Below are 21,711 nucleotides of genomic sequence, written 5' to 3'. Positions count from 1 at the left end.
TCGTCGCAAAACTGTTCCAGCTGTTCCACCCCATCGGCGGGCGCGGCGCCAGCAGGCCGTTTGATGTGCCTTGGGCCTTAGCCCGCCCCGACACTGCCATCGATGCCGCCACCCCGGCGACGCCGGACGCGAGAATATTCCTGCGGCTTACCTGCATGGCTTGACCCTCTCCTCTCCATGACATTTTCGTGCGTCGGCTTCGTCCTACGCCAATGTCCTATTTGCTCATACATTAAAAGGATTGGCAATCGTCGTCAGCAAGACGTTCCATGATCAATAACTGATTCAAGAACAAAAAAGTGGCTCATGTTAGCGCTAAATCGCTATTTATCAGTTGCCTATGGAAGCGATAGCGATACCAGCCTTTTTTTAAAAACCCGATCTCTTGACTTCTCATTACTCTTACAAGATAAGACTCTGGTGCGCCCGCAGAGGCGTGCTGACAGGAGGGGATTATGAAGGCTCGTCTGCTCGCGAGTGTGACGTTCTGTACGTTGCTTGCAACGCCCGTTATGGGGCAATCGAACGCCAATTCCGTCGCGCCTACCGGTACGCCGCAGGCTGACACGCCGGCAGAGGTCCGCGGCCCGTCCGAGGCGTCGCCCGAACCTGACGACATCGTCGTCACCGGTATTCGCAGCAGCCTGCGCTCATCGGTCGCGACGAAGCGCAATGCGGAGAACATCGTCGACTCGATTTCGGCCGAGGATACCGGCAAGTTTCCCGACAACAACGTCGCCGAATCGCTCCAGCGCATCACCGGCGTCGCGATCGACCGATCGGGCGGCGAAGGACAGTTTATCACTGTTCGCGGCCTAGGGCCGGAGTTCAATACGGTGTTGGTCAACGGCCGCATCATGGCGACCGACAATGATGGGCGCGAATTTTCATTCGACGTCCTGTCGTCGAACATGATCCAGCGCACCGACGTCTATAAATCTTCGCTGCCGCAATTGCAGGAAGGCGGCATCGGCGCGACCGTGAACGTCGTCACCGCGCGTCCGTTGGACGGGAAGGTCGGCTTCCACCTCGCCGGGGCCGTAGGCGGCATCTACGACACGTTGGCCGACAAGCTCAGTCCCGACCTGTCGGGTGTCGCGTCGTGGACCACAGATGACAAGACGTTCGGCGTCGTGTTGTCTGCCTCGTACACCAATCGCCGTAGCCAGAACGACAACGTCAACATCGGTGGCTGGATCCTGGGCCCCGAGGGGCTGATCAACGGAACGGCATCGTCCACCGGACTGACCGGCGCGTCGCTGATCAACAGCGGCGACATCCACACCCCGCGAGACACGAACTTCAATCGCGAGGACAACCGCCGCGAACGCATCAACGTCTCCGGCGCGATCCAGGCGCAGATCAACGACAGCCTGCTTCTGACCGTCGACGGCATCTATTCGAAGTTCAACGTGGCGCAGCGCACGCGCCGGTTCGGCCTGTTCTACACGCCGCGCTTCATCGGGTTGCAGACGAACGCCAACGGCACAGTCATTGGCTTCAATCGCCCAGGATCGCAGTTTCTTGCCGCCAACCCCGGACTTACAGATCCCTCGCTGGCCGATCAGCGGGTCACGCTGTCACAAAACGACAACATCGTCTACACCTACGATCGGAACACCGAGAGCTACCAGTTCGGCGCAAACCTCGCTTGGGACGTCAGCGACCGCCTGAAGCTGAAGTTTGATGCATCTGCGACCCAGGCGACGCGCGAGCAGCCGCACCAGTTCGTGGTGGTCGGCACGCTGGCGCAGACTTCGCCTCGTTTCGATCTTACGGAAAACGACATTCCTACGGTATCAAACCTCGGCCCAATCACCGATCCGAACATTCTGCGCGCACACTATGCGCTAAACCAACTGATCGACGTGCGTGACAAGGGCATTGAATTCCACGCGGACGGCGAGTGGAAGGCCAATGACGGAATATTCAAGTCGCTGATGTTCGGGGCCGCTTACAACCAGCGGCGCAAGACCCGTGACCTGGCCGACAACCAGGATACTCTGTGCACCTATTGCGGGTACGACATCAGCATCCCGTCCAACCTTGTCACACCTTACACTCTCGATGGCTTCCTCAGCAAGGCATCGGGCAGCGATCTGATCCCCGCCGACTTCTTCACCTTCAACCCCGCCGACATCCTCGCCTATATCTCGCAGCCGTCAGTCTTGGCGCAGCCGCGCCAAGGCCGCACGGCCGCCCAGCAGGCGGCGGAGGCAGCGCGGATCCTCGCCATTCCAGGCGGTCCTTACGGCCTGCGTAACCGCCCCAATGCGCGATTGGACGTTCAGGAAAAGGTCGTGGCCGGCTATCTTAACGCAAATTTCGGGGGCGACACCTGGTCAGGCAACATCGGTGCTCGCTTCGTGAGCACGCGTGTCACGTCACGCGGCTTCCAGCAGCCGATCTTGAGCATCACCGTCAATCCGGGAGATGACAATCTCAACTTCAACTTCGGCCCGGCACAACCAGTCGCGATCCGCAACAACTACACCGACTTTCTACCATCGGCTAACCTGAAATATGAACTGACGCCTAACATGTTCCTACGTGGCGCGGTGTCGAAAACAGTGACACGACCGACCCTCACCTCACTTGGCGTGGACAACGGCTATGGCGGGCGCATCACCAACGCAACGTCGAGCGGCGGCAATCCGCTGCTGAGGCCGTTCCGCTCCACGAACTATGATCTGTCGTACGAATATTATCTGAGCGACGTCAGCTACGTCAGCGTATCCGGCTTCTACAAACAGTTTGCCGATTTCCTGGAAAGCCAGACCTTGCCCGTCCAGCTTGCCGGTTTCACCTTCTTCGACACCCGAACGCGCAACGGCCAGTCGGGGTCGATCGCCGGCGTCGAAGTGGGCGGGCAGTATACGCTCGACAAGTTGCCGGGTGTGCTGTCGGGCTTCGGCGTCGCTGGCAACTATACCTATGTGACCAGCAACGTGCAGCGGGCCCAAGGTGCCGCCACGGACAATTGCGGATATAACGGGCTGTCGCCGCACTCCGCAAACGGCAGCATCTTCTATGAGAAGTACGGCATTCAGGCGCGCGGTTCCTACAACTGGCGCTCATCGTTCCAACGAGCCTGCTTCGGCGCGGCGTCACGGCCGGAAAATCGCGCGGCCTATGGTCAACTCGATTTCAGCCTCGCCTATGATATCGACGATCGATTCCAGGTCTATGCCCAGGGCGTGAACGTCACCAACCAGTATGTGAACGATTATTCGGTGCTCGAGGAGCGACTTTTGCTCCTCCAGAACACGGGTGCCCGCTACCTCTTCGGTGTGCGTGCACGATTTTAATCCCTCCTCGGCTCTCCGGCACCAGGTGCCGGGGAGCCTTTTTATTTTGTCGGCCCTCGTGCCGGTTTCCTGTCACTGGTGCCGCAATCGAGAACTCTATCGAGAGTCATAATATCCCACCCACCTTTCCGCAGATGAGGCGTGGAGCCGCTCGACATTTAGCGTAGCCCGATCATGGCAGCAGCGAAATCGACGAAGCCGTGGAGTTGATGGTTCTCCGGTGATAGCAGATGGTGGAACGACGGAAATGTTTGAGGCGTTCGAAGCATCGCTCGATCTGGCTGCGTTGCTTATAGATGCCGACATCGTAAGGGATTGTTATTTTTTTGCGGTTGCTCCTCGACGGGATCACCGCCTCGGCATCCATGGCTGCGATCTGATCACGCAAGTCGTTGCCGTCACAGGCTTGAAGGCGATTACCGCTTTGGCGCGCTGACCTTTGAGTAGCGCTTGTGCAGAGCCGACGTTGCTCCCCAGCAAGTCATAGGCAAGCGCAGGGTCCACGGCATGTGTCGGCGAGCACAAGCGACCGCATATAAGCACATGGTGCTAGCTACGGCATCAGAGTGCTAGCTACGGCATCAGGGTCAACGATCGGTTGCGTTACGAAGCAGACGGACCGCGGTCGCAAAAAGGTGGTCTTTCAGGTTCATCCGGCCGACCCCGCAACCGTGCCAATTCGAGGCAACGCGGAGAGTAATCCGACTTAGTGGCCTGCATCGGTCAACAGATCGAGACGCACAGTCAACGACTGATGCGCGTTAATACCCTAGGTGCCCCTGCATCAAACGAGATTGCGGCATTCGAGGTGTGGTCGAAATCCGAGCAGCGATCTGAAGCAATCGGCAGAACGGGGGCAAATATGCGGAGAATGTTGAAGGCGGCTTTTGGGCTTGTGGCGGCACGACGGCGGGGAGAACGCAGCGTGCGATCCGTGCTGTGCCTTGCAGCAGTTGTTGGCAGCGTTGGCATCGCACAGCCGGCGATAGCCCAAAATTCAATTGGGCCGGGCAGCTCAAATCCGACGACTAACCCGCAAAACGGCCCTGACAAGGTTGGTTCGGGCGGCATCGGCTCAGGCGGCGCGGGCACATCGGCTGATTATAAAACATCCTTGTTCTACCTTCTGAAAGCAGACACGAAGTTCCTTAACACCAGCAACGTTGATATAGACGCACTTCTCAGCGACTTATCTGTAAAAATGCAGGACCTATATCAAACCAGCGTGAAAATTAAGGCATCCGGACAGGAAAAAGTTCAATCACCGAGTCAAGCAGATCTCATTACGATATTGACCGGGGAATTGGTCTGTACGCGCGGCGCTCAGGCGTCCTGCTCGACAAAGACATTCGTACCAAGTGACTATGCAGGAACTATCTACTCATTCATCGCGGCGGGCTGCGAGGCGTCATCCAATCCTCAAGCCTGCGTACAAGACATTGGCCAAATCGATCTGGCCTGCGCGGCAACCGTTGCGGCATTGTGTGCGACGCCCGGCACACCCGGAGATGGCGACCTGTTCGCAAGTGCAATGTCGGCACTCCAGGTACGATCCTACACCAACGGATCGATGCGCATTTCCGTATCGGATCCAGTCGCGCCGGGCGGCGGCGGGGCGACGATCGATATGGTCGGCGCAGTCCCCGAGCCGGCTACTTGGGTGATGCTTATTGCTGGTTTCGGGCTTGTAGGCGTATCCATCCGCAGGCGCCCTCGACGCGTCACAGCCGATTGCTAAGCGGTGAACGGCCGTTCGGCAGTCAAGCCGATCGGCCAGCTTTCTCCTTTGGGTGGTTCCCTTCCTCGACTTAACCGACCAGGCCAATCAACCTATGCCTGATATGACCCGCTCGCAGAATGTTTCGGGCACCGGCTGCCCCCAAGACCCGCCGCTCGTTTCACCTCATCCGGTCGTGTTACGCGACGTTCGGGAAGGAGCGGCCATCGCCACCGTCGAAATGATGGGCATGGCCCCTGCGGAGCATACTGCCTGTTATCGGCGCGCCTTGAACGACCTTCTGGATGTCAGGGTTACATCCGACTGTCCGGAAGCGGTTCTGCATGGCTTTTACATCGGCGAAATTCACGTCAGTCATGGCCGACATTCGCCGCGGACGGTGCGCCGCACGCAAAAGACAGCATCGCGGGACGGCTTCGACGGCATCGCCTTACAACTGACCCAAGAAGGCTATTGGCAGGGGCGTACACGGGATAGGTCGCTGTCCGGAGAGCCCGGAGCAGTGGCCTTGTTCGACTTCCGTCAGAGTTTCACCTTGTCGGACATCGGTGACCGGTCCTTCGTCAACGTCCTGATCCCAAGAGCGTCGGCTCGCCGTACCATCGAAGATCCGGCAAGTTTGCACGGGTCTCTTGCCGTCGGGGCAAAGGGCGCTGCGCTGGCCGGCTTCTTGGATGGACTGATTGCTCATGCACCGGCGGTTCGCGCTGCGCATACATCGGCATTGTCAAACGTCCTGATGGAGTTGGTGGCCCTAACGTTCGATGCCAGCGACGATGGACGTCTTGTAGAACAGAAAAGCCCGGACCGGCGTCTAATGGACAGGGTTGAGCGCCTGATCGGTCAGCGGCTTAGCGCTCGGGATCTAACGCCCGAGTGGATCGCGGACAAACTCGGCGTGTCGAGGTCACAGCTCTATTCAGCGTCACCGTCCGGAGGGATCGTGCGCCTCATCTGGGATCGCAGACTGGCCGCCGTGCACGCCGCTTTGATTGACCCATCGGAACAGCGCACGATTGCCACGTTATCCGGTCTGTTTGGCTTCGCCAGCAACGCTCACTTCTCTCGTGCGTACACCAAGCGTTATGGCGTCTCCCCAAGCGCGGCGCGCAAAGCGGCGCTGAGAACAACTGATTGATCGGACAGCGTCACTGCCGAACAGGTCCCCTACGCCCATGATGGCGCGCTCATGGTTGCGCCGATCGGGCACGAGGAGCTACATTGCCGGTGCGCAGCCGCAGGACGTCGAGAACGCGGCTCCGCGTTGTCGGCGAGCCGCAGCCGCAGCCCTAATCAGCGCTCGGCCTGCGGCTCAGTACGGGGAAAGAAGTGCTCGATGACGTCCTGCGCCAGCCGTGCGGGACGCATCGTGGACGCATCAAGGCAGCACCAGCTCGACTTTACCTCGGCCAGTACCTCCTCGCCGCGCTTGATCACGGTTTCGTAGAAGGCGCGCGCACCATGAACCTTCTCCAAGAGGACGGTGGCGATCACATCATCCTCAAGGAATGCTGGCTTGCGGTAGGTAATCTCGTGTTTGAGCGCGACCCACAGATGCTGCGCGGCGATCTCGGCTGGCGCCAGGGCGCGCCAGTGATCGAGCACAGCCGCCTGTACCCACTTCAGGTAGCTCGCGTTGTTCACGTGCCCCATGAAGTCGATGTCGACCGGCTCGATGCCGATGGAGAAGCGATGCGGTGCAGCGTTGGTCACGAGGCCTCCACTACCACCTTCTGCTCACCTACGCATTAATGGTCCGCATGCTTCCGAATATATTGCGTGGAACCTGCCCCCGTTTCACCGGAAGGGTTCAAGCGCTTGCTGAAATAAATTTGCGCTGCTCGCGCGGCGAACGTGCTTTTGAGCTCTGAATGGCGGGAGCGTAGTAGTCACCACTCCATCCGGCAGCGATGTCGATGCGGTGGGTGCATCGGGCAGCGGTGAGACGCGAACATAGTCGCGATTGAGGGTATCCACGAAGGCGTCCGAGATGCCGTTGAATTGCAGGTTGCGAACGGGGGTTGAAGCAGGGTTTGGGCCCCAGCTGCCGGGCAAAGGTTCGTATTTTGGGGGCGATATAGGCCGAGCCGTTGTCCGAAAGCATATCAACCGACGTGGCCGCGCCCATGCCGTCGAGGCGGTGTTTCTAAGGCTTGTAGCGTGTTATCGCGCGCACCCGAGCCGCCGATGCCGGCATTGGCGACGGCGCGCCACGTGATGAGCTCGCGGCCCTAGACATCAATAAGGAAGACGCTGCGCACGACCTCGCCGTTCCGGCGGGTCAACTCGAAGCAGTCCGAGCACCAGCGCAGGTTTGAGCCGATCGCCACCACGACGCCGTCATGGCCACAGTCGGCCCGCTCGGTGTGGCGCCGTGCCAGCAGGAGGCAATGCGCCGCTATGATGCGGCAGACACGCTTGTGGTTGAACGGCGCCAGTCCCTCGGCGGGAGGTCATCCCTTGCGGATCTGCGCGCCGGCGACAGGCCGAAAAGCTGCCCTTCTCCCCGCCCAAGAATTGACGCCTCTCCAACTCCCATCAAACCAGTGTGTATTACTGGCCAATTGGTGAGAGGGGGACTCTCGATGGACGGACATCGACGGTGAGACGCGCGGCAGCAACCATGTCGCGGTTCGCGCGCCACCGCGCGCGCCGCGCACATGCGCTGGCGGACCGCTCGGCGATGGTGGCGCTGCCCGGCGGCACTTTCCATATGGGATCTGATCGCTTCTATCCCGAGGAAGCGCCGATCCGCCGCGTCCACGTCGATGCCTTCTGGATCGATCGGCACCCGGTCACCAACCGTCTGTTCGCGGCGTTCGTCGGGGCGACCGGCTACCGCACGCTGGCGGAGATCGCACCCGACCCGCGCGACTATCCCGGCATGGCCGCGGACATGGCGCACCCCGGCTCGTCGGTGTTCGTGCCGCCCGCGCAACTCTACGACACCCGCGATCATCGCCAATGGTGGCATTTCGTGTTCGGCGCCGACTGGCAGCATCCGACCGGCCCCGACAGCTCGATCAACGGGCTGGAGGATCATCCCGTCGTCCATGTCGCCTATCAGGATGCCGCCGCCTACGCGGAATGGGCGGGCAAGGCACTGCCGACCGAGGCGGAGTGGGAATTCGCGGCGCGCGGCGGACTGGACGGCGCCGATTACGCGTGGGGCGACGAACTGGCACCGGGCGGCCGCATCCTCGCGAACTACTGGCACGGCGCGTTCCCGCTGCGAAACGAGACGCCCGATGGCTGGCACCGGACCTCGCCGGTCGGCACCTATCCGGCCAATAATTACGGCCTGCACGACATGATCGGCAACGTGTGGGAGTGGACCGACGACTGGTATGCGGTCCCGACCGCTCCCGCACGCGCCTGTTGCGCCCCCGCCAATCCGCGCGGCGGCACCCGCGTCGACAGTGGCGGGCGCAAGGTGTTGAAAGGCGGCTCGCATCTGTGCGCCGACCATTACTGCCGCCGCTACCGCCCGGCCGCGCGGCACGCCCAATCCATTGATACCGGCACCACGCACATCGGTTTCCGCTGCGTCTGGCGCCCCGCGATCACAACCACGCACAAGGGGACGAAATGATGATGAGACGATCCATGACGGCACTCGCCGCCATCCTGTCGCTGACCGCGCAGGCGCAGGCACAAAGCCAGCCGCCGCAAGCCTTTGCCGGCAAGGTCGGCCGCACGCTGGCGGAATCGACCGAGGCATGGCCTACCCCGGTTCGCGCCCCGGCGGGCGCCCCCAATATCGTGTGGATCCTGCTCGACGACGTCGGCTACGGCGCCGCCAGCGCGTTCGGCGGCGGGATCAGCACGCCGCGGCTCGAGGAACTTGCGCAACAGGGCCTGCGCTACACCAACTTTCACACCACCGCGATCTGTGCCCCCACCCGCGCCGCGCTGCTGACCGGCCGCAACAGCGCGTCGGTGCACGAGGCGGGCTTCTCGCACCACGCGCTGGCCGCCGGCTTTCCAGGCTGGGACGGGTATTTGCCCTCCACGGCGGGGACGGCCGCGGAGATCCTGCGCGACAACGGCTACAGCACCTTCGCGGTCGGCAAATATGGCGTGACCCCCGACGAGGACGCCACCGACGCCGGCCCGTTCGATCGCTGGCCGACCGGCAAGGGCTTCGACCATTTCTTCGGCTTCCTCGGCTCGCAAACCGACCAGTACAAGCCCGACCTGGTCGAGGATCAGGCACACGTTACCCCAGACGGCCGCCACCTGAGCGAGCAGATCACCGACAAGGCGATCAGCTTCATCGACCGTCAACAGAAGGCCGCCCCCGCCCGCACCGGGCTGGGCGCGGCGCCAGCCGCTCCGCCCAAGCCGTTCTTCCTCTATTACGCCCCCGGCGCGACGCATGCGCCGCATCAGGTGCCGGACGAATGGCGCGACCGCTATCGCGGCAAGTTCGACACCGGTTGGGATGTGTATCGCCAGCGGGTCTTCGCGCAGCAGCAGAAGCTGGGCGTGATCCCCGCCAACGCCGTGCTGCCCGCGCGCGATCCCGCGATCAAGCCCTGGGCCAAGCTGAGCCCAGACGAGCGCAAATTGTATGCGCGCTTCATGGAAGTCTATGCCGGCTATCTCGGCTATACCGATGCACAGATCGGACGACTGATCGATCATCTGAAGAAGATCAACCAGTTCGACAACACGCTGTTCGTAGTCGTGATCGGCGACAACGGGGCCAGCAAGGAAGGCACGCTGAACGGCGACATCGATCGCTCGCTCACCGCGCCGCCGCTGTCGGAGAAGGATAATCTTGCCTATAACCTCGCGCATATCGAGCAGATCGGGACGCCCAAGGGGGTGGAGGTCAATTACCCGCTCGGCTGGGCACAGGCGGCCAACACGCCGTTCCGCTGCTGGAAACAGGATGCCAATTGCGAGGGCGGCACCCACAACCCGCTGATAGTCGCCTGGCCGAAGGCGATTGCGGCGCGCGGCGTGCGCCATCAATACGGTCATGTCATCGACATCCTGCCGACCACGCTGGAACTGGCGAAGATCGCCGCCCCCGCCACGATCCGCGGAATCGCGCAGCAGCCGATCGAGGGGACATCGCTGGCTTACTCGATCGACGACGCGACCGCGGCGTCGCGCCACCGCACGCAATATTACTACATTTTCGGCGCCCGCGCGATCTACCAGGACGGATGGAAGGCATCGCTTGCCGCCCCCAATCCGTTGATCGCGGGCGCCGACGTCGGCGCGGGCCGCGGTGCGCCGGCATGGCGGCTGTTCGATCTGCAAAAAGATCCGACGGAGCGCGTCGATCTGGCCGCGAAGAACCCCGCCAAGCTCGCCGAATTGCAGGCGCTGTTCGACACCGAGGCGCAGGCACATAACCTTTATCCGCTCATCACCTGGGACGATATCCGCTCCCGCGTGAAGCAGGCGGTGCAGCAAGGCGGCGCACACTGACCAGCATCGGAGCGGCCGGGCGGCAGTGTCGCCCGGCCGCTCCGCCCATTTGCCAGCGAAAGGCTATATGCGATGATCGATCACTTACCTGCGCCGGCGGAACGCCCCGCTCCTCCGCCGGAACCCGTGCTGCGCGCGGTCGAGGAGGCGATCGCCGGGCTCGACTATGGCTCGATCGTCATCACCGTCCACGGCGCGCGCGTCGTCCAGCTCGACGTCACCCGCCGCCGCCGCTTTGCTGATTGAACTTTGGACGCTGATACCAAAGCTTTCGTGACCTGAAACCCTATCCGATCGATAGATATTCATACGGCGGGTTGGCCTCCCGCTTTCCGGTTCGCCGGATCATCGGGCCCGCGGCTTTTGATCGGGATGCAGCTTGCTCCGCGTCACCAACGGCTAAAGCGCACGATGCCGAGGCGACCACGCCAGGCTTCGTGTCTTCCCCCTGACGTGAAGGGGAATGTGATGCGTTTCACCAGCTAGATCGATCGCGCCAGCCGCGTGCCACGGCAGTGAAGGCGCGCTCCATGCTCCAACAAAAAACCTATCGACCGGTTCGTGCCGCCAGGGGGGCGGGCGCCGGATCGTGACGGGAGTTCCATATCTTGTTGCCATCGACCACCTTGGCGGGCGGATCGTCGCGCCGCGCCTGGCGTATCCTGCTGACCGGTCTTCTCACCGCCACCTCTACGACGGCGCTCGCCGCGCCGCGCGCAGATACCGACGTCGCCGCCCCACGCGCGCTTGCGCCGGCCGCCGATCCGGCACCCGCCGCCGATTCGAGCGCCGACGCCGCGGGAGACGAAGTGCTCGTCACCGCCCGGCGCCGTCAGGAACGCGCGCAGGACGTGCCGATCGCGCTCAGCGTCGTCGGATCGGAGGCGCTGGAGCGCACCGGCAATTTCACGCTCGGACAGGTGCAGCAGCTGGTCCCCAGCCTGCAGGTGTTCAGCTTCAACCCGCGCAACACCAACATCAACATCCGCGGGCTCGGCTCGAACGTCGCGCTGACCAACGACGGGCTGGAGAACGGCGTCGGCATCTATATCGACAACGTCTTCTACGGTCGCGTCGGCCAGTCGCAGTTCGATCTGGTCGATCTCGACCGGATCGAGGTGTTGCGCGGACCGCAGGGGACGCTGTTCGGCAAGAACACCACCGCCGGCGCGATCAACATCTCGACCCGCGCCCCGAGCTTCACGACCGAATTCGCGGGCGAGGCGACGCTCGGCGACTATGGCTACCATCAAGTACGCGGATCGCTGTCGGGGCCGATCGTCGCCGATACGATCGCCTATCGCCTCAGCATCGCCGACACGCATCGCGACGGCTTCCTCACCAACGTGACGACTCGCCAGCGCGCGCAGGACTACGACAATTTCACCGCGCGCGGGCAATTGCTGGTCACCCCCGCGCCGGCGGTGTCGATCAAGCTGATCGGCGATTATGCCAAGCAGAAGCAGCATTTCGTGCTGGGAATCGTCGCCGATTATTTCGGCACGTACGAAAACGGCGCCGCCATCCCCAACAACTTCCGCGACCGCGCCGCGCGCGCCGGGTACACGCCGCTGCCGGTCGAGCCGTTCGCGCGGCGCGGCGACGCCGACAGCCATTATCAGTCGAACATGAAGAGCTATGGCGCGTCGGGGCAGGTCGACTGGGATCTCGGCCACGCGGCGCTCACCGCGATCACCGCCTATCGCTGGTGGGACTGGGATCCCGCCAATGACGGCGACAACACCGCGCTGCCGGTCACCACCAAGGCGCAACAGGCGAACCGCCAGCGCCAGTTTAGTCAGGAGCTGCGGCTCGCCTCGACCGGCAGCAACACGATCGATTACGTCGTCGGCGGCTATTACTTCTGGCAGATCGTCCGCGGCTACGGCGCGACAGCGTATGGCGCGGCGGCGGCCAACTGGAACCTGCCGGCGGTCTCGGCGACGATCGGCAACGCCGCGCTGTCGGGGTTCGAGGCGCAGTCAACGTCGACTCCCAAGACGAAGAGCCTCGCCGCCTTCGGTCAGGCGACGTGGAACGCGACCGACGCGCTGCACCTGACCATCGGCCTGCGCTACACCTCGGAACATAAGAACGGCACCTTCCGCCAGTTTCACGTCGCTGGCGCCGACCTGAACGCGCTGCCCACCGCGGCGCGGGCGGCGGCGGTGGCGATCCGCAATCAGTTCAACCCGGTCATGGATTTCAGCACCATGACCGACGACGACAGCGTCTCGGGGCTCGCGACCCTATCCTATCGCGTGGCGCCCGACGCGTTGCTCTATGCCTCCTATTCGCGCGGCAGCAAATCGGGCGGGCTGAACCTCACCGCGCTTCCCGCCGGGATCGACCCAAACGTCCGGCCGGAGGGCGTGAACGCCTACGAGGCCGGGCTGAAGTCGCAATGGCTGGACCGGAAGATGACGTTCAACCTCGCCGGCTTCTGGACCGACGTCTCCGACTATCAAACCGGCATCACCGAGCAGCTCGCCAATACCGTCACCTACCGCCAGTATATCGCCAACATCCCGTCGGTCCGCTCGCGCGGCGTCGAGGGCGATCTCGCCTGGTCACCGGTGAAGCGCGCGTCGCTCAACGGGTCGTTCAGCTATACCGAGGCGACATATCGCGACTATCGCAACGCGCCGCAAGCGCCCGAGCGGCTGAACCTCGGCGGCATCCAGGACCTGACCGGGCAACAGCTCGCGGGCGTGCCCAAGTTCACCTACACGCTGGGCGCGGACGCCGGCCAGCCGCTCGGCGGGTGGCAGGGGTCCGCGGTCGAGCTGTACGGCCATGCCGATTATTCGCACCGTTCGTCGTTCAACACCGCCGCCAGCAATTCGCGCTTCGGCGTGGTCGACGGCTACGGCGTGCTCAACCTGCGCGTCGGGCTGCGCACCGACGATGCGCGGTGGGACCTGTCGGCCTGGGTCCGTAACCTGGGCGATACCGAATATTTCCAGACGCTGTCGCCGACCAATACGGGGTTGGTGACCGGCATCGTCGGCGACCCGCGCACGTGGGGCGCCACCCTTCGCACGAAGCTGTGAGGATCTAGCGGCATGGCCACGCTCCACGCATCCCTTTTCGCCCCGCACGACCGGGCTCGCAGCACGCGGCGGCTCACGCCGCTACGGCTGGCGGCCTTCTCGTCGCTCGCGCTGCCGATCTACGCGGCGCAAAGCCCGGTGGCGGTGTACCTGCCCGCGATCTACGCCGAACATTACGGGATGCCGCTGACGACGCTCGGGCTGATCTTCCTGCTCGAACGGATCTGGGGCACGCTGGCGGACCCGTTGATCGGTTTCCTCGGGGATCGCGGCAGCGCCCGGCTGGGGCGGCGGCGGACGTGGATCATCGCCGGCGCGCTCGTCTATGCCGTTGCCGCCGCGATGCTGTTCTTCCCGCCGGCCGGATTTAGCGCGCCGCTGCTCGCGGTCAGCCTGTTCCTGTTCTATCTCGGCTGGTCGATGATCCAGATTCCATATCTGGCATGGGCGGGCGAGATCTCGGCCGACTATGACGAACGCACCCGCATCGCCACCTACGGCACCGTCGCCGGCGCGATCTCGCTGCTGCTGGTGCTGATCCTTCCGACGATCATCGACCAGCTCCGCCCCGACGACGCCCCGCTGAAGCTGGCATCGTTCGGGCTGGTGGTTATAGGCGGGCTGGTCGTCACGCTGCCGCTCGCCTTGAGCGCGGTGGAGGACAACAGCCGCCCGCCCGCCGCGAACGCGCGTATCCCGTTCGGGCGCGCGGTGCGGCTGATCGTCGGCGAACGACTGCTCCTGCGCGTCATCGCCTCGGACTTCGCCGTGACCACCGGGCAGCTGATCCGCTCCGCGCTGATCGTGTTCTTCGTCAGCGCCTATATGGGCCGTCCCGAATGGGCGAGCGGGCTGTTCCTGTTCCAGTTCGTCTTCGGCATCGCCGCCGGCCCGATCTGGATGCGAATCGCCACCCGGCTCGGCAAGCATCGCACCGCGATCCTCGGCGAGCTGGTGCAGGTCGCGATCAACCTCGGGCTGCTGCTCGTCACTCCGGCGCGCTTTCCGCTGCTGCTCGCGCTCACGCTGGCGCAGGGGCTGGCGCAGGGCTCGGGCAATCTGATGCTGCGTTCGATGGTCGCCGATGTCGCCGACAAGCACCGGCTGGAGACCGGCGCGGATCGCACCACCCTGTTCTTCTCGGTGTTCAGCCTGACCGGCAAGGCCGGGATGGCCGCCGCGGTCGGGATCGCGCTGCCACTGGTCGCGTGGCTCGGCTTCGCGCCGACCGGGCCAAACACGCCCGCCGCGCTCGACGGGCTGCTGCTGGTGTTCGCGCTCGGCCCCGCGCTCGCGCACCTGATCTCCGCCGCCTGCCTCTACGGCTTCCCGCTCGACCAGGCCGAACACGCCCGCATCCGCCGCGCGCTCGCCGCCTGATCCCGTCCACCATCACCCACCACCACCACGAAGAAGGAGAAGTGTCATGACGTCACTCGTACATCGGTTCGTCAACGCCGCCGAAGCGGAAAGCCCGCTCGACATCCACCCGGTCGCCGGCCGGATCGGCGCCGAGATCCGCGGCGTGAAGCTGGGCGGCAATCTCGACGCGCTGACCGTGGCGGCAATCCATGCCGCTTTGGTCCGCCACAAGGTGATCTTCTTCCGCGGCCAGCATATCGACGATGCCGCGCACGAGGCGTTCGCCGCCCTGCTCGGCGATCCGGTCGCGCACCCGACGGTGCCGGTGGCCGAAGGATCGCGCTACCTGCTCGAGCTGGATTCGAAGGAAGGCTATGCCGCCTCCAGCTGGCACACTGATGTCACGTTCGTGCCGGCCTATCCCAAGGCATCGATCCTGCGCGCGCTGGTGGTGCCGGATGCGGGCGGCGACACGGTCTGGGCGAACGGCGAGACCGCCTATGAGGAACTGCCCGACGCGCTGCGCACGTTGGTCGACGGGCTCACCGCGATCCACAGCAACGACTATGACTATGCCGAAGTGCTCGCCAGCGCATCCAAGACCTTGCAGGAGCATCGCAAGGTCTTCACCTCGACGATCTACGAAACCGAACATCCGGTGGTACGCGTCCATCCCGAAAGCGGCGCGCGCTCGCTGCTGCTCGGCCATTTCGTGAAGCGCTTCGTCGGGCTGAACCCGGCGGACTCGCAGCGGCTGTTCGCGATCCTTCAGGATCACATCACCAAGCCGGAGAATGTCGTGCGCTGGCGCTGGCAGGCCGGTGACGTGGCGATCTGGGACAATCGCTCGACGCAACATCGTGCGGTCGCCGACTTCGGGCTGCAACGCCGCCACCTGCGCCGCGCCACCGTCGCCGGGGACGTGCCGCGTGGCATCGACGGGAACGCCAGCCGCGCGATCAAGCCCGAACCCGTCGCCGTCGCCTAACACCATCCGGCCCGCCCGCACGTCGGGCGGGCCACCGGACGCTGCAAAGAGCCGCTTGCAACAATTGTATTTGAGCATCTGGCGGCCGGCCAATCAACGCGCGCATGACAGCACGATGGAAGCGTTAGACGCCGGGTGTTGCAGCAAAGATTTGTAATCCGGGCCTCTTTGCGTGAGTCACGTCGCCCCTACCCGACTAGCTCGGCGGCCGTGCGGGCAGCGCAGACTGCCCGAGAAAGGCGCGATATTCCTCTATCAAACGCAGCGGATCACATGGCGCCATCCCTCGGGGGTGTGCCAGTTTCGAAACCGAGCTGCAGGCGGAGCGGATCATTATTCCGCGGCGCACCATCTTCACCAGCCGGCCGCTCGGGGCAGCAGCTTCATGCGGGCAGCTTTATCTAATCTAAAGCACGTGACCGCCGCCGGCCGCATCGCGCACCGCGGTGTTATCGATCCGGCCAGCACGAGATCATTATCGACAAGGCGACGTTCGACGCGGCACGGACGTTGATGATGGGAAACATACGTGGCGAGCGCATCCGCACTGGCTACCCCCGCCTGCTTGCCAGCAAGATCGTCGATGCCGCCGGAAATCCGTTCTTACTTCTGGTCCTATACCACAGGGCAAATTGATGCGGAACCATACGCCAAAATGCGGACGAAAGGCACGGGTCGAACCAAACGAAGAATGGCACTTTTAAAGGCTCTTTTGACTAAGAACCTTAGATTTTATGATGGTAGGTGGCGGAGCGGGAGGGATTCGAACCCCCTCGTACAAAGGCCTATTTACCCACTTTTTTACCCACCGATTTCGCCTCATGGTAGGCGTGACCTAAGCTCCTAGCGGCGCTAACCGGCAGAGGCACTTCACCGGGAGTCATCATCGACCGCACTCCCAAGATTCTGTCTCGCAGCTCGTCACCTGCGCCTCGTCCTCAAGCGGCCGTCCTGCAACATCGGCCTTCCCCAAGTTCGTGGCATCGCCACAAGCGTAACTCGTGGCACTCTCGGCTGCCAGTGCAACCCTATCGCACAGCTCGTGACAGGTTAATCGAGCCTAATCGCACTTTTATTCGCTTGTTGTTCGCACCCACCCTTGCAAAGCTTAGGGAATAAGCGCATCTTGCGACAGAACGATCAAGTAGGTGCGCCATGGCTATCAAGTTGGTTCGCAGTCCCCGCTATCCCGTCATAGGGCTACCTGAGGCAATCGAGCGGGTGCGCGCCGTTTACCGCGCTGACAATCGCAACCGCATTCCAAAAATCTTGGTCGCGGAGCACATGGGATATCAAGGGCTGAATGGTAAGTCGCTGGGAATTATATCTGCGGTTTCCAAGTACGGCCTGCTTGATGGAAATGTGGATGCTATGGGCGTCACACCGCTCGCGGTGGATATTTTAGAGCGCGAGCCCGACGACCCAGAGCGAGCGACTGCTATCCGCACAGCCGCCCGGAACGTCGATTTATACAACGAAATCGATGAGGCTTTCCCGGCAAAGGCTAGCGATTCTGCCATTCGCTCTTTTCTCATAACTAAGCGGGCCTTTCTTCCCGACTCAGCTGAGCGGTTAATCCGCTCGTACAGAGAGACTCAAGCGCTCGTGGATGGTCTGGAGGACGCGCCCAGCCTCAGCCTGCCAGCCGATGGCAGCGCAGTGGTCAGTTCATCGGAACCGCCCATTGTAGCTCAGCAGGGGGCAAGCGGCGTAATTCCGGTAAGCAATGCCGGGAGGCTTGCTGACGCCGACGAGCGGGAGTGGTTGCGAGGTCCATTGTCGCGCACAGCCAGCTATCGTCTGATTGTTTCAGGCGACATGGGGCCGAGAGAAATCGGCAAGCTGATCAAGCTGCTTGAAGCCCAGAAAGCCGTCCTCGATGACGAGGAGGAGGAGTGAGTAGGCCACAAAATGGTGAGGCCGGACCCGCAGGCCCGGCCTCAATCGTGTCCGCCGGAGATGTACGTTTTACCGCAGTGATCTTGCCCGACGGCTCATAATCATCGTCTAGCGACTAGGTGTAGCCCTTGCAACCGCTCTTCTCCTGTACCGATCCGGTTCTGAACGAGATCGAAACCGCGATCTCGCCCGCCCGGCTTGCCCGGTACATGCACGCTGCACGGGGCGATAAGCACCTCGCGCTGCGCCTGTACCTGTTCAACGCGCGACTCTGCCAAGAGTTCTATATTCCTCTGCAAACCGCCGAACTGTGTATCCGAAATTCCGTTACCGGCATCCTAATACGCCGTTTCGGGCTGGGCTGGTACAGCAATCACAAATTCGTCGACATCCTGCCGGATCGGCACAAAAACGCGCTAACGTCCACAGTTTTCCGGGAACAGATGGATCGGATGGGCGCCTTCACAGGCGACCATGTCGTCGCAGCCCTGACGTTCGGATTCTGGTCGCAGCTATTCACAAAAAATTTCGCCCACATTCTGTGGCAGGCTCCAGGCATATATCGTGCGCTACCTCACGCACCACAAGGGCTCACGCAGGGCGACGTACATGACCGAATCGAGGCAATCCGTACCTTTCGGAACGACGTGGCGCACCACTACGCAATTTTTGATAAACGACCCTTGGAGCGGCTTCAGGTTGCCATGGAGGTAATTAGCTGGATTTCACCTCATACGAATTGGCTAGTTCGGCAGATGGTGAACCCACACGCTCTCGTTGCCGCTAAGCCTAAGTTCTAGCTATCAAATCGCAAAATTTGCGAGGCGGCTCGCCAAAGTCGAGGTGAAAGCGTCGCTTGAGCGAATCTTTAGTCGGTCCGGAAGATGGCTGACGTCGTGATGATACGCGGGTTAACTGCGCCAAGCTGTAACGCGAAGCTCGATCAGCCGAGATTCCTTTTAGAACCGCGGGTGCGGCTTCTACCTAGGGATTCGAACCAGTAGTGCATCTTGTAAGTTGAAGATGCAAACGCCCCGAAATTTGCCCACCGCGATCATGCTAACCCACGAAATTACCCACTCCCGCAACGTCGCTTCAGCCCTCTGGCTTGCGGCTGCCGAGTCTTTGAGCCCAAACTTTTCAATGGCTTAGCAGAAAACGATCCTCGTTCGAATTCCAATAAGCCCGTCGTAAGGCCTTGACATTTAACGATTTTTATGGGTGGCGGAGCGGGAGGGATTCGAACCCTCGATACGCTTTTGACGTATACTCACTTTCCAGGCGAGCGCCTTCGACCACTCGGCCACCGCTCCGCATGCTTGGAAGGGCGGCACTAGTCGGTGTCGCCGTATTGCGCAAGCGCGTCGATTGCCTCGCGCGCGGGGATGCGTCACGACGCGGGCATGTCGATGCTTGCCGCCCTGCTCCTGTTCGCCCAGGCGCCCGCCGCCGCGGTGCCTGCCCCCTATGAACCGATCGAGAGCGACTGGCGCACGATCCCCGATGACGAGTTGCTGGTCATGCGGCTGAAGGGCGATCGCACGGTCGTGATCCGGCTCGCGGCCAGCTACGCGCCGCTGCACGTCGCCAGCATCCGCAAGCTGGCGCGCGCGCATTGGTGGGACGGGTTGAGCGTGTACCGCGTGCAGGAAAACTGGGTCGCGCAATGGGGCGACGCCAGCGAGAAGAAGCCGCTCGCGCCCGGTGTGCCGACGCATCTCCCGCCCGAATTCGAGATCGCGCACTTCGCGCCCGCGCAGACGTTGACGCGCGCCGATCCGCATTCGGCGGTGTCTGGGATCACCGCGGACGGCTGGCCGGTCGCCAGCGACGCGAACGGCCATCAGTGGCTGACGCATTGCTATGGCATGGTTAATGTCGCGCGCGATGCCGATCCGACATCGGGATCGGGCGCGGAAATGTCGACACCGATCGGCCAGTCGGCGCGCCGGCTAGACCGCAATTATGCGCTGGTCGGGCGCGTCATCGCCGGGATGCAGCATCTCTCGTCGCTTCCGCGCAGCGATGCGCCGATGGGCGTCTATGCCGAGGCGACCGAGCGAACCCCGATCGTCGAAATGCGGCTGGCCAGCGACCTTCCGTCGGCCGAGCGCCCGCGCTTCCAGTACCGCGCGGCGGACAATCCGCGCTTCGCGGCGATGATCCGTCGTCGTGAGAACCCGACCGCGCCGACGATCGGTGGTGGCGGGGTCGAGGTATGCGAGGTGCCGCTCGAAGTGCGGCGAGCACCGTGAGATCACGAGGGCTTGACCGGCCGACCTTCATCGCCGGCCGCAGCCTGCGTCTTCTAACGACGCTCAGCCCTGCATCGACGCAGGGCCATACTCCCTACCGCTGTGCCCCGACCCAGTCAGACACCTGCTGCGCGACCTGATTGGCCGCCTGGCTGAGCGCAGCACCCGATTGCTCCGCATTGATCTCGGCGACCGGCACCCGCGCCTCGAAGCGGCGCTTCTCGACCGTGGGCTTTCCCGCCGGCGTGTAGGACGCGTCATAGGTCACCACGGCCTGCCGCTGCGCCGCATCGACTCCGAACGTCCGCAGTTCGCCGCCGAGCGTCGCGCTCGGCGCATCGAACGATTGCGCCGGCGACAGCACCACCATCTGCGCCCGCGCGGTCAGCGTATCCGACAATAGCCGCGCGAACAGTCGCGCGGGCGGCTCGGCCCATTGCGCGTCCTTGACGTAGGCGAGCGAGGTGTCGGTGGCCTGCACCGGCACACGCGTCCCCGCGATCGACTGCGGCACCGCCGGCACCTCGATCACGATCGCGCGTCCGGTCGCGGAATTCTGCACCGTGCCGGCGGCGGGCTGCGCTTGCGGCGCGATCGTCAGCAGCGAGGGCGGCGGCGACGCACCGAAACGGATGCAGCCGGCCAGCGGCACCAGCGCCGCGACGATCAGGAGCTTGTTCGCCAAAGCACGCACGGTCACTTCCCCTTATAGTCCGGCAGCGCCGGCTGCCCCACGAGCGAACTGGCGCCACCCTGCTCCACGCGCTCGCTGATCGACTTCAGCGACGAGGCGGTCACGCGCAGGTCGCGCACCAGCTGGTTGACCTGCGGGATCGTCTGCTTGCTGAACGTCGTCAGGCCCGGGCGCGCATCGCCGATCGCGGCGTTCAGCGTGTCCGCGCTCTGCTGCGCCGAGGTGATCGCCTTGTTGAGATTGGCCATCGCCGGCTGGACGTCGTTCGCCAGCACGCCGTTGGTGGTCTGCGCCAGCGCGCCGATCTGCTCGGCGGCATTGCCCGCCTGCTGGATCGCGATGCGCGTCTGCGCCAGCGTCGCCGCGATCTCCGGTCCGCGATCGGCGAGCGCATCGGTCAGCCGGTTGGTGTTGTCGAGGATGCCCGCGATCGACGCCTGGTTACGATCGCTCAGCATCCCCGTCAGCCGCTCGGTCAGCGTCGACAAACGCTCCAGCAGCTGCGGCGCGGAATTGAGGATCGCGCCGATCCCACCGGTCTTCGTCGGAATCACCGGCACGCCCAGCGGGCAAACGCTCTTGGCCGCGTCGCCATCAGGGCAAGTGATCGGCTGCGCGCCCTTGGTCGCGCCGTCGAGGCTGACGGTGCTGGTGCCGGTGAAGCTGCCCTGGATCGTCGCGGTGGTGCCGCGCAGGATCGGCGTGTCGTCGTTCACGCTGATCCGCACCCGCACATATTGCGGATCGGGCTTCCACAGTGAGATGCTCTTCACCTGCCCCGAGGGCACACCCGAGAAGGTGACCGACGATCCCTTCGCCAGCCCGTCGACCGCCTGCCGGAAGAAGATGTCATAGTCGCGCTCTTCCGCGCCGCCGATCCGGGCGATCCACACCGTGAAGACCGCGACCAGCGCCAGCAGGATCAGCACCACCGCGCCGACGAGGACATGGTTCGAACGCGTTTCCATC

Annotated in this window: 16 protein-coding genes, 1 tRNA gene and 1 pseudogene; 12 read left to right on the top strand and 6 right to left on the bottom strand. The window is 63.3% G+C overall.

The genetic code is table 11. The features are described 5' to 3' along the window. The first annotated feature begins 455 nt into the window (after positions 1 to 455). Complete coding sequence (locus AADI75_RS03110) at positions 456 to 3,308, top strand: TonB-dependent receptor (protein ID WP_341207583.1); 2,853 nt, start codon at positions 456 to 458, stop codon at positions 3,306 to 3,308. A gap of 172 nt (positions 3,309 to 3,480) precedes the next feature. On the opposite strand, the gene AADI75_RS03105 is transcribed toward AADI75_RS03110, so the two are convergent. After that, entirely contained in the window at positions 3,481 to 3,696 is a 216-nt protein-coding gene (locus AADI75_RS03105; protein WP_341207582.1) for a hypothetical protein, read from the bottom strand. Positions 3,697 to 4,233: 537 nt separating this feature from the next. Here AADI75_RS03105 and AADI75_RS03100 point away from each other — a divergent pair. After that, the gene (locus tag AADI75_RS03100) at positions 4,234 to 5,046 is read left to right on the top strand and encodes a PEPxxWA-CTERM sorting domain-containing protein (protein ID WP_341207581.1); all 813 of its coding nucleotides are present in this window, start codon (positions 4,234 to 4,236) and stop codon (positions 5,044 to 5,046) included. 94 nt (positions 5,047 to 5,140) lie between these two features. Further along, positions 5,141 to 6,184 (top strand): helix-turn-helix domain-containing protein, encoded by a 1,044-nt coding sequence (locus AADI75_RS03095; RefSeq protein WP_341207580.1) that lies wholly within the window; start codon positions 5,141 to 5,143, stop codon positions 6,182 to 6,184. A gap of 155 nt (positions 6,185 to 6,339) precedes the next feature. Here AADI75_RS03095 and AADI75_RS03090 read toward each other — a convergent pair whose 3' ends face one another. Continuing rightward, positions 6,340 to 6,759 carry a thioesterase family protein gene (locus AADI75_RS03090; RefSeq protein WP_341207579.1) on the bottom strand — a complete coding sequence of 140 codons (420 nt, stop codon included), beginning with the start codon at positions 6,757 to 6,759 and terminating at the stop codon, positions 6,340 to 6,342. 97 nt (positions 6,760 to 6,856) lie between these two features. After that, a pseudogene (locus AADI75_RS03085) lies at positions 6,857 to 7,493 on the bottom strand (IS3 family transposase); the annotation flags it as partial. A gap of 236 nt (positions 7,494 to 7,729) precedes the next feature. Between AADI75_RS03085 and AADI75_RS03080 the strand changes: the two are divergent. The 8 genes from AADI75_RS03080 (at position 7,730) to AADI75_RS03045 (ending at position 18,593) form a co-directional block, all read left to right on the top strand. Beyond that, complete coding sequence (locus AADI75_RS03080) at positions 7,730 to 8,638, top strand: formylglycine-generating enzyme family protein (RefSeq protein WP_341207588.1); 909 nt, start codon at positions 7,730 to 7,732, stop codon at positions 8,636 to 8,638. Between the two features lie 14 nt (positions 8,639 to 8,652). Beyond that, positions 8,653 to 10,491, top strand: coding sequence for an arylsulfatase (locus AADI75_RS03075; protein ID WP_341207578.1), 1,839 nt, complete (start codon positions 8,653 to 8,655; stop codon positions 10,489 to 10,491). A gap of 72 nt (positions 10,492 to 10,563) precedes the next feature. Continuing rightward, positions 10,564 to 10,737: a YezD family protein gene (locus AADI75_RS03070; protein WP_341207577.1), complete on the top strand. Its 174-nt coding sequence runs from the start codon at positions 10,564 to 10,566 to the stop codon at positions 10,735 to 10,737. A gap of 365 nt (positions 10,738 to 11,102) precedes the next feature. Continuing rightward, positions 11,103 to 13,544 (top strand): TonB-dependent receptor, encoded by a 2,442-nt coding sequence (locus AADI75_RS03065; protein WP_341207576.1) that lies wholly within the window; start codon positions 11,103 to 11,105, stop codon positions 13,542 to 13,544. A 12-nt stretch (positions 13,545 to 13,556) separates the two neighbouring features. Further along, positions 13,557 to 14,924 (top strand): MFS transporter, encoded by a 1,368-nt coding sequence (locus AADI75_RS03060; RefSeq protein ID WP_341207575.1) that lies wholly within the window; start codon positions 13,557 to 13,559, stop codon positions 14,922 to 14,924. 46 nt (positions 14,925 to 14,970) lie between these two features. Next, positions 14,971 to 15,894: a TauD/TfdA family dioxygenase gene (locus tag AADI75_RS03055; RefSeq protein WP_341207574.1), complete on the top strand. Its 924-nt coding sequence runs from the start codon at positions 14,971 to 14,973 to the stop codon at positions 15,892 to 15,894. Between the two features lie 1,155 nt (positions 15,895 to 17,049). Then, a complete protein-coding gene (locus tag AADI75_RS03050) occupies positions 17,050 to 17,793 on the top strand; it encodes a hypothetical protein (RefSeq protein ID WP_341207573.1) in 744 nt (247 codons plus the stop codon). A gap of 128 nt (positions 17,794 to 17,921) precedes the next feature. Then, a complete protein-coding gene (locus AADI75_RS03045; RefSeq protein ID WP_341207572.1) occupies positions 17,922 to 18,593 on the top strand; it encodes a hypothetical protein in 672 nt (223 codons plus the stop codon). 422 nt (positions 18,594 to 19,015) lie between these two features. On the opposite strand, the gene AADI75_RS03040 is transcribed toward AADI75_RS03045, so the two are convergent. Continuing rightward, positions 19,016 to 19,106, bottom strand: a tRNA-Ser gene (locus AADI75_RS03040). Between the two features lie 90 nt (positions 19,107 to 19,196). On the opposite strand from AADI75_RS03040, the gene AADI75_RS03035 reads away from it, so the two are divergent. After that, on the top strand, positions 19,197 to 20,048 hold the full coding sequence (locus tag AADI75_RS03035; RefSeq protein WP_341207571.1) for a peptidylprolyl isomerase: 852 nt from the start codon (positions 19,197 to 19,199) through the stop codon (positions 20,046 to 20,048). A 94-nt stretch (positions 20,049 to 20,142) separates the two neighbouring features. Here AADI75_RS03035 and AADI75_RS03030 read toward each other — a convergent pair whose 3' ends face one another. Together AADI75_RS03030 and AADI75_RS03025 are read right to left on the bottom strand one after the other, a co-directional pair. Beyond that, complete coding sequence (locus AADI75_RS03030) at positions 20,143 to 20,733, bottom strand: ABC-type transport auxiliary lipoprotein family protein (protein ID WP_341207587.1); 591 nt, start codon at positions 20,731 to 20,733, stop codon at positions 20,143 to 20,145. 11 nt (positions 20,734 to 20,744) lie between these two features. After that, the gene (locus tag AADI75_RS03025; RefSeq protein ID WP_341207570.1) at positions 20,745 to 21,710 is read right to left on the bottom strand and encodes an MlaD family protein; all 966 of its coding nucleotides are present in this window, start codon (positions 21,708 to 21,710) and stop codon (positions 20,745 to 20,747) included. Position 21,711 lies beyond the last annotated feature (1 nt).

The organism is uncultured Sphingomonas sp., from assembly GCF_964021865.1.
Lineage (GTDB): Bacteria > Pseudomonadota > Alphaproteobacteria > Sphingomonadales > Sphingomonadaceae > Sphingomonas.
The sequence above is the reverse complement of the archived record's forward strand: the minus strand, read 5'-3'. Positions and strand labels throughout refer to the sequence as shown.

Coding starts and splice junctions, on each gene's coding strand:
- AADI75_RS03110 (WP_341207583.1), top strand. CDS start 456: ATGAAGGCTCGTCTGCTCGCGAGTGTGACGTTCTGTACGTTGCTTGCA.
- AADI75_RS03095 (WP_341207580.1), top strand. CDS start 5,141: ATGCCTGATATGACCCGCTCGCAGAATGTTTCGGGCACCGGCTGCCCC.
- AADI75_RS03080 (WP_341207588.1), top strand. CDS start 7,730: ATGGTGGCGCTGCCCGGCGGCACTTTCCATATGGGATCTGATCGCTTC.
- AADI75_RS03075 (WP_341207578.1), top strand. CDS start 8,653: ATGACGGCACTCGCCGCCATCCTGTCGCTGACCGCGCAGGCGCAGGCA.
- AADI75_RS03070 (WP_341207577.1), top strand. CDS start 10,564: ATGATCGATCACTTACCTGCGCCGGCGGAACGCCCCGCTCCTCCGCCG.
- AADI75_RS03060 (WP_341207575.1), top strand. CDS start 13,557: ATGGCCACGCTCCACGCATCCCTTTTCGCCCCGCACGACCGGGCTCGC.
- AADI75_RS03055 (WP_341207574.1), top strand. CDS start 14,971: ATGACGTCACTCGTACATCGGTTCGTCAACGCCGCCGAAGCGGAAAGC.
- AADI75_RS03050 (WP_341207573.1), top strand. CDS start 17,050: ATGGCTATCAAGTTGGTTCGCAGTCCCCGCTATCCCGTCATAGGGCTA.
- AADI75_RS03035 (WP_341207571.1), top strand. CDS start 19,197: ATGTCGATGCTTGCCGCCCTGCTCCTGTTCGCCCAGGCGCCCGCCGCC.
- AADI75_RS03025 (WP_341207570.1), bottom strand. CDS start 21,710: ATGGAAACGCGTTCGAACCATGTCCTCGTCGGCGCGGTGGTGCTGATC.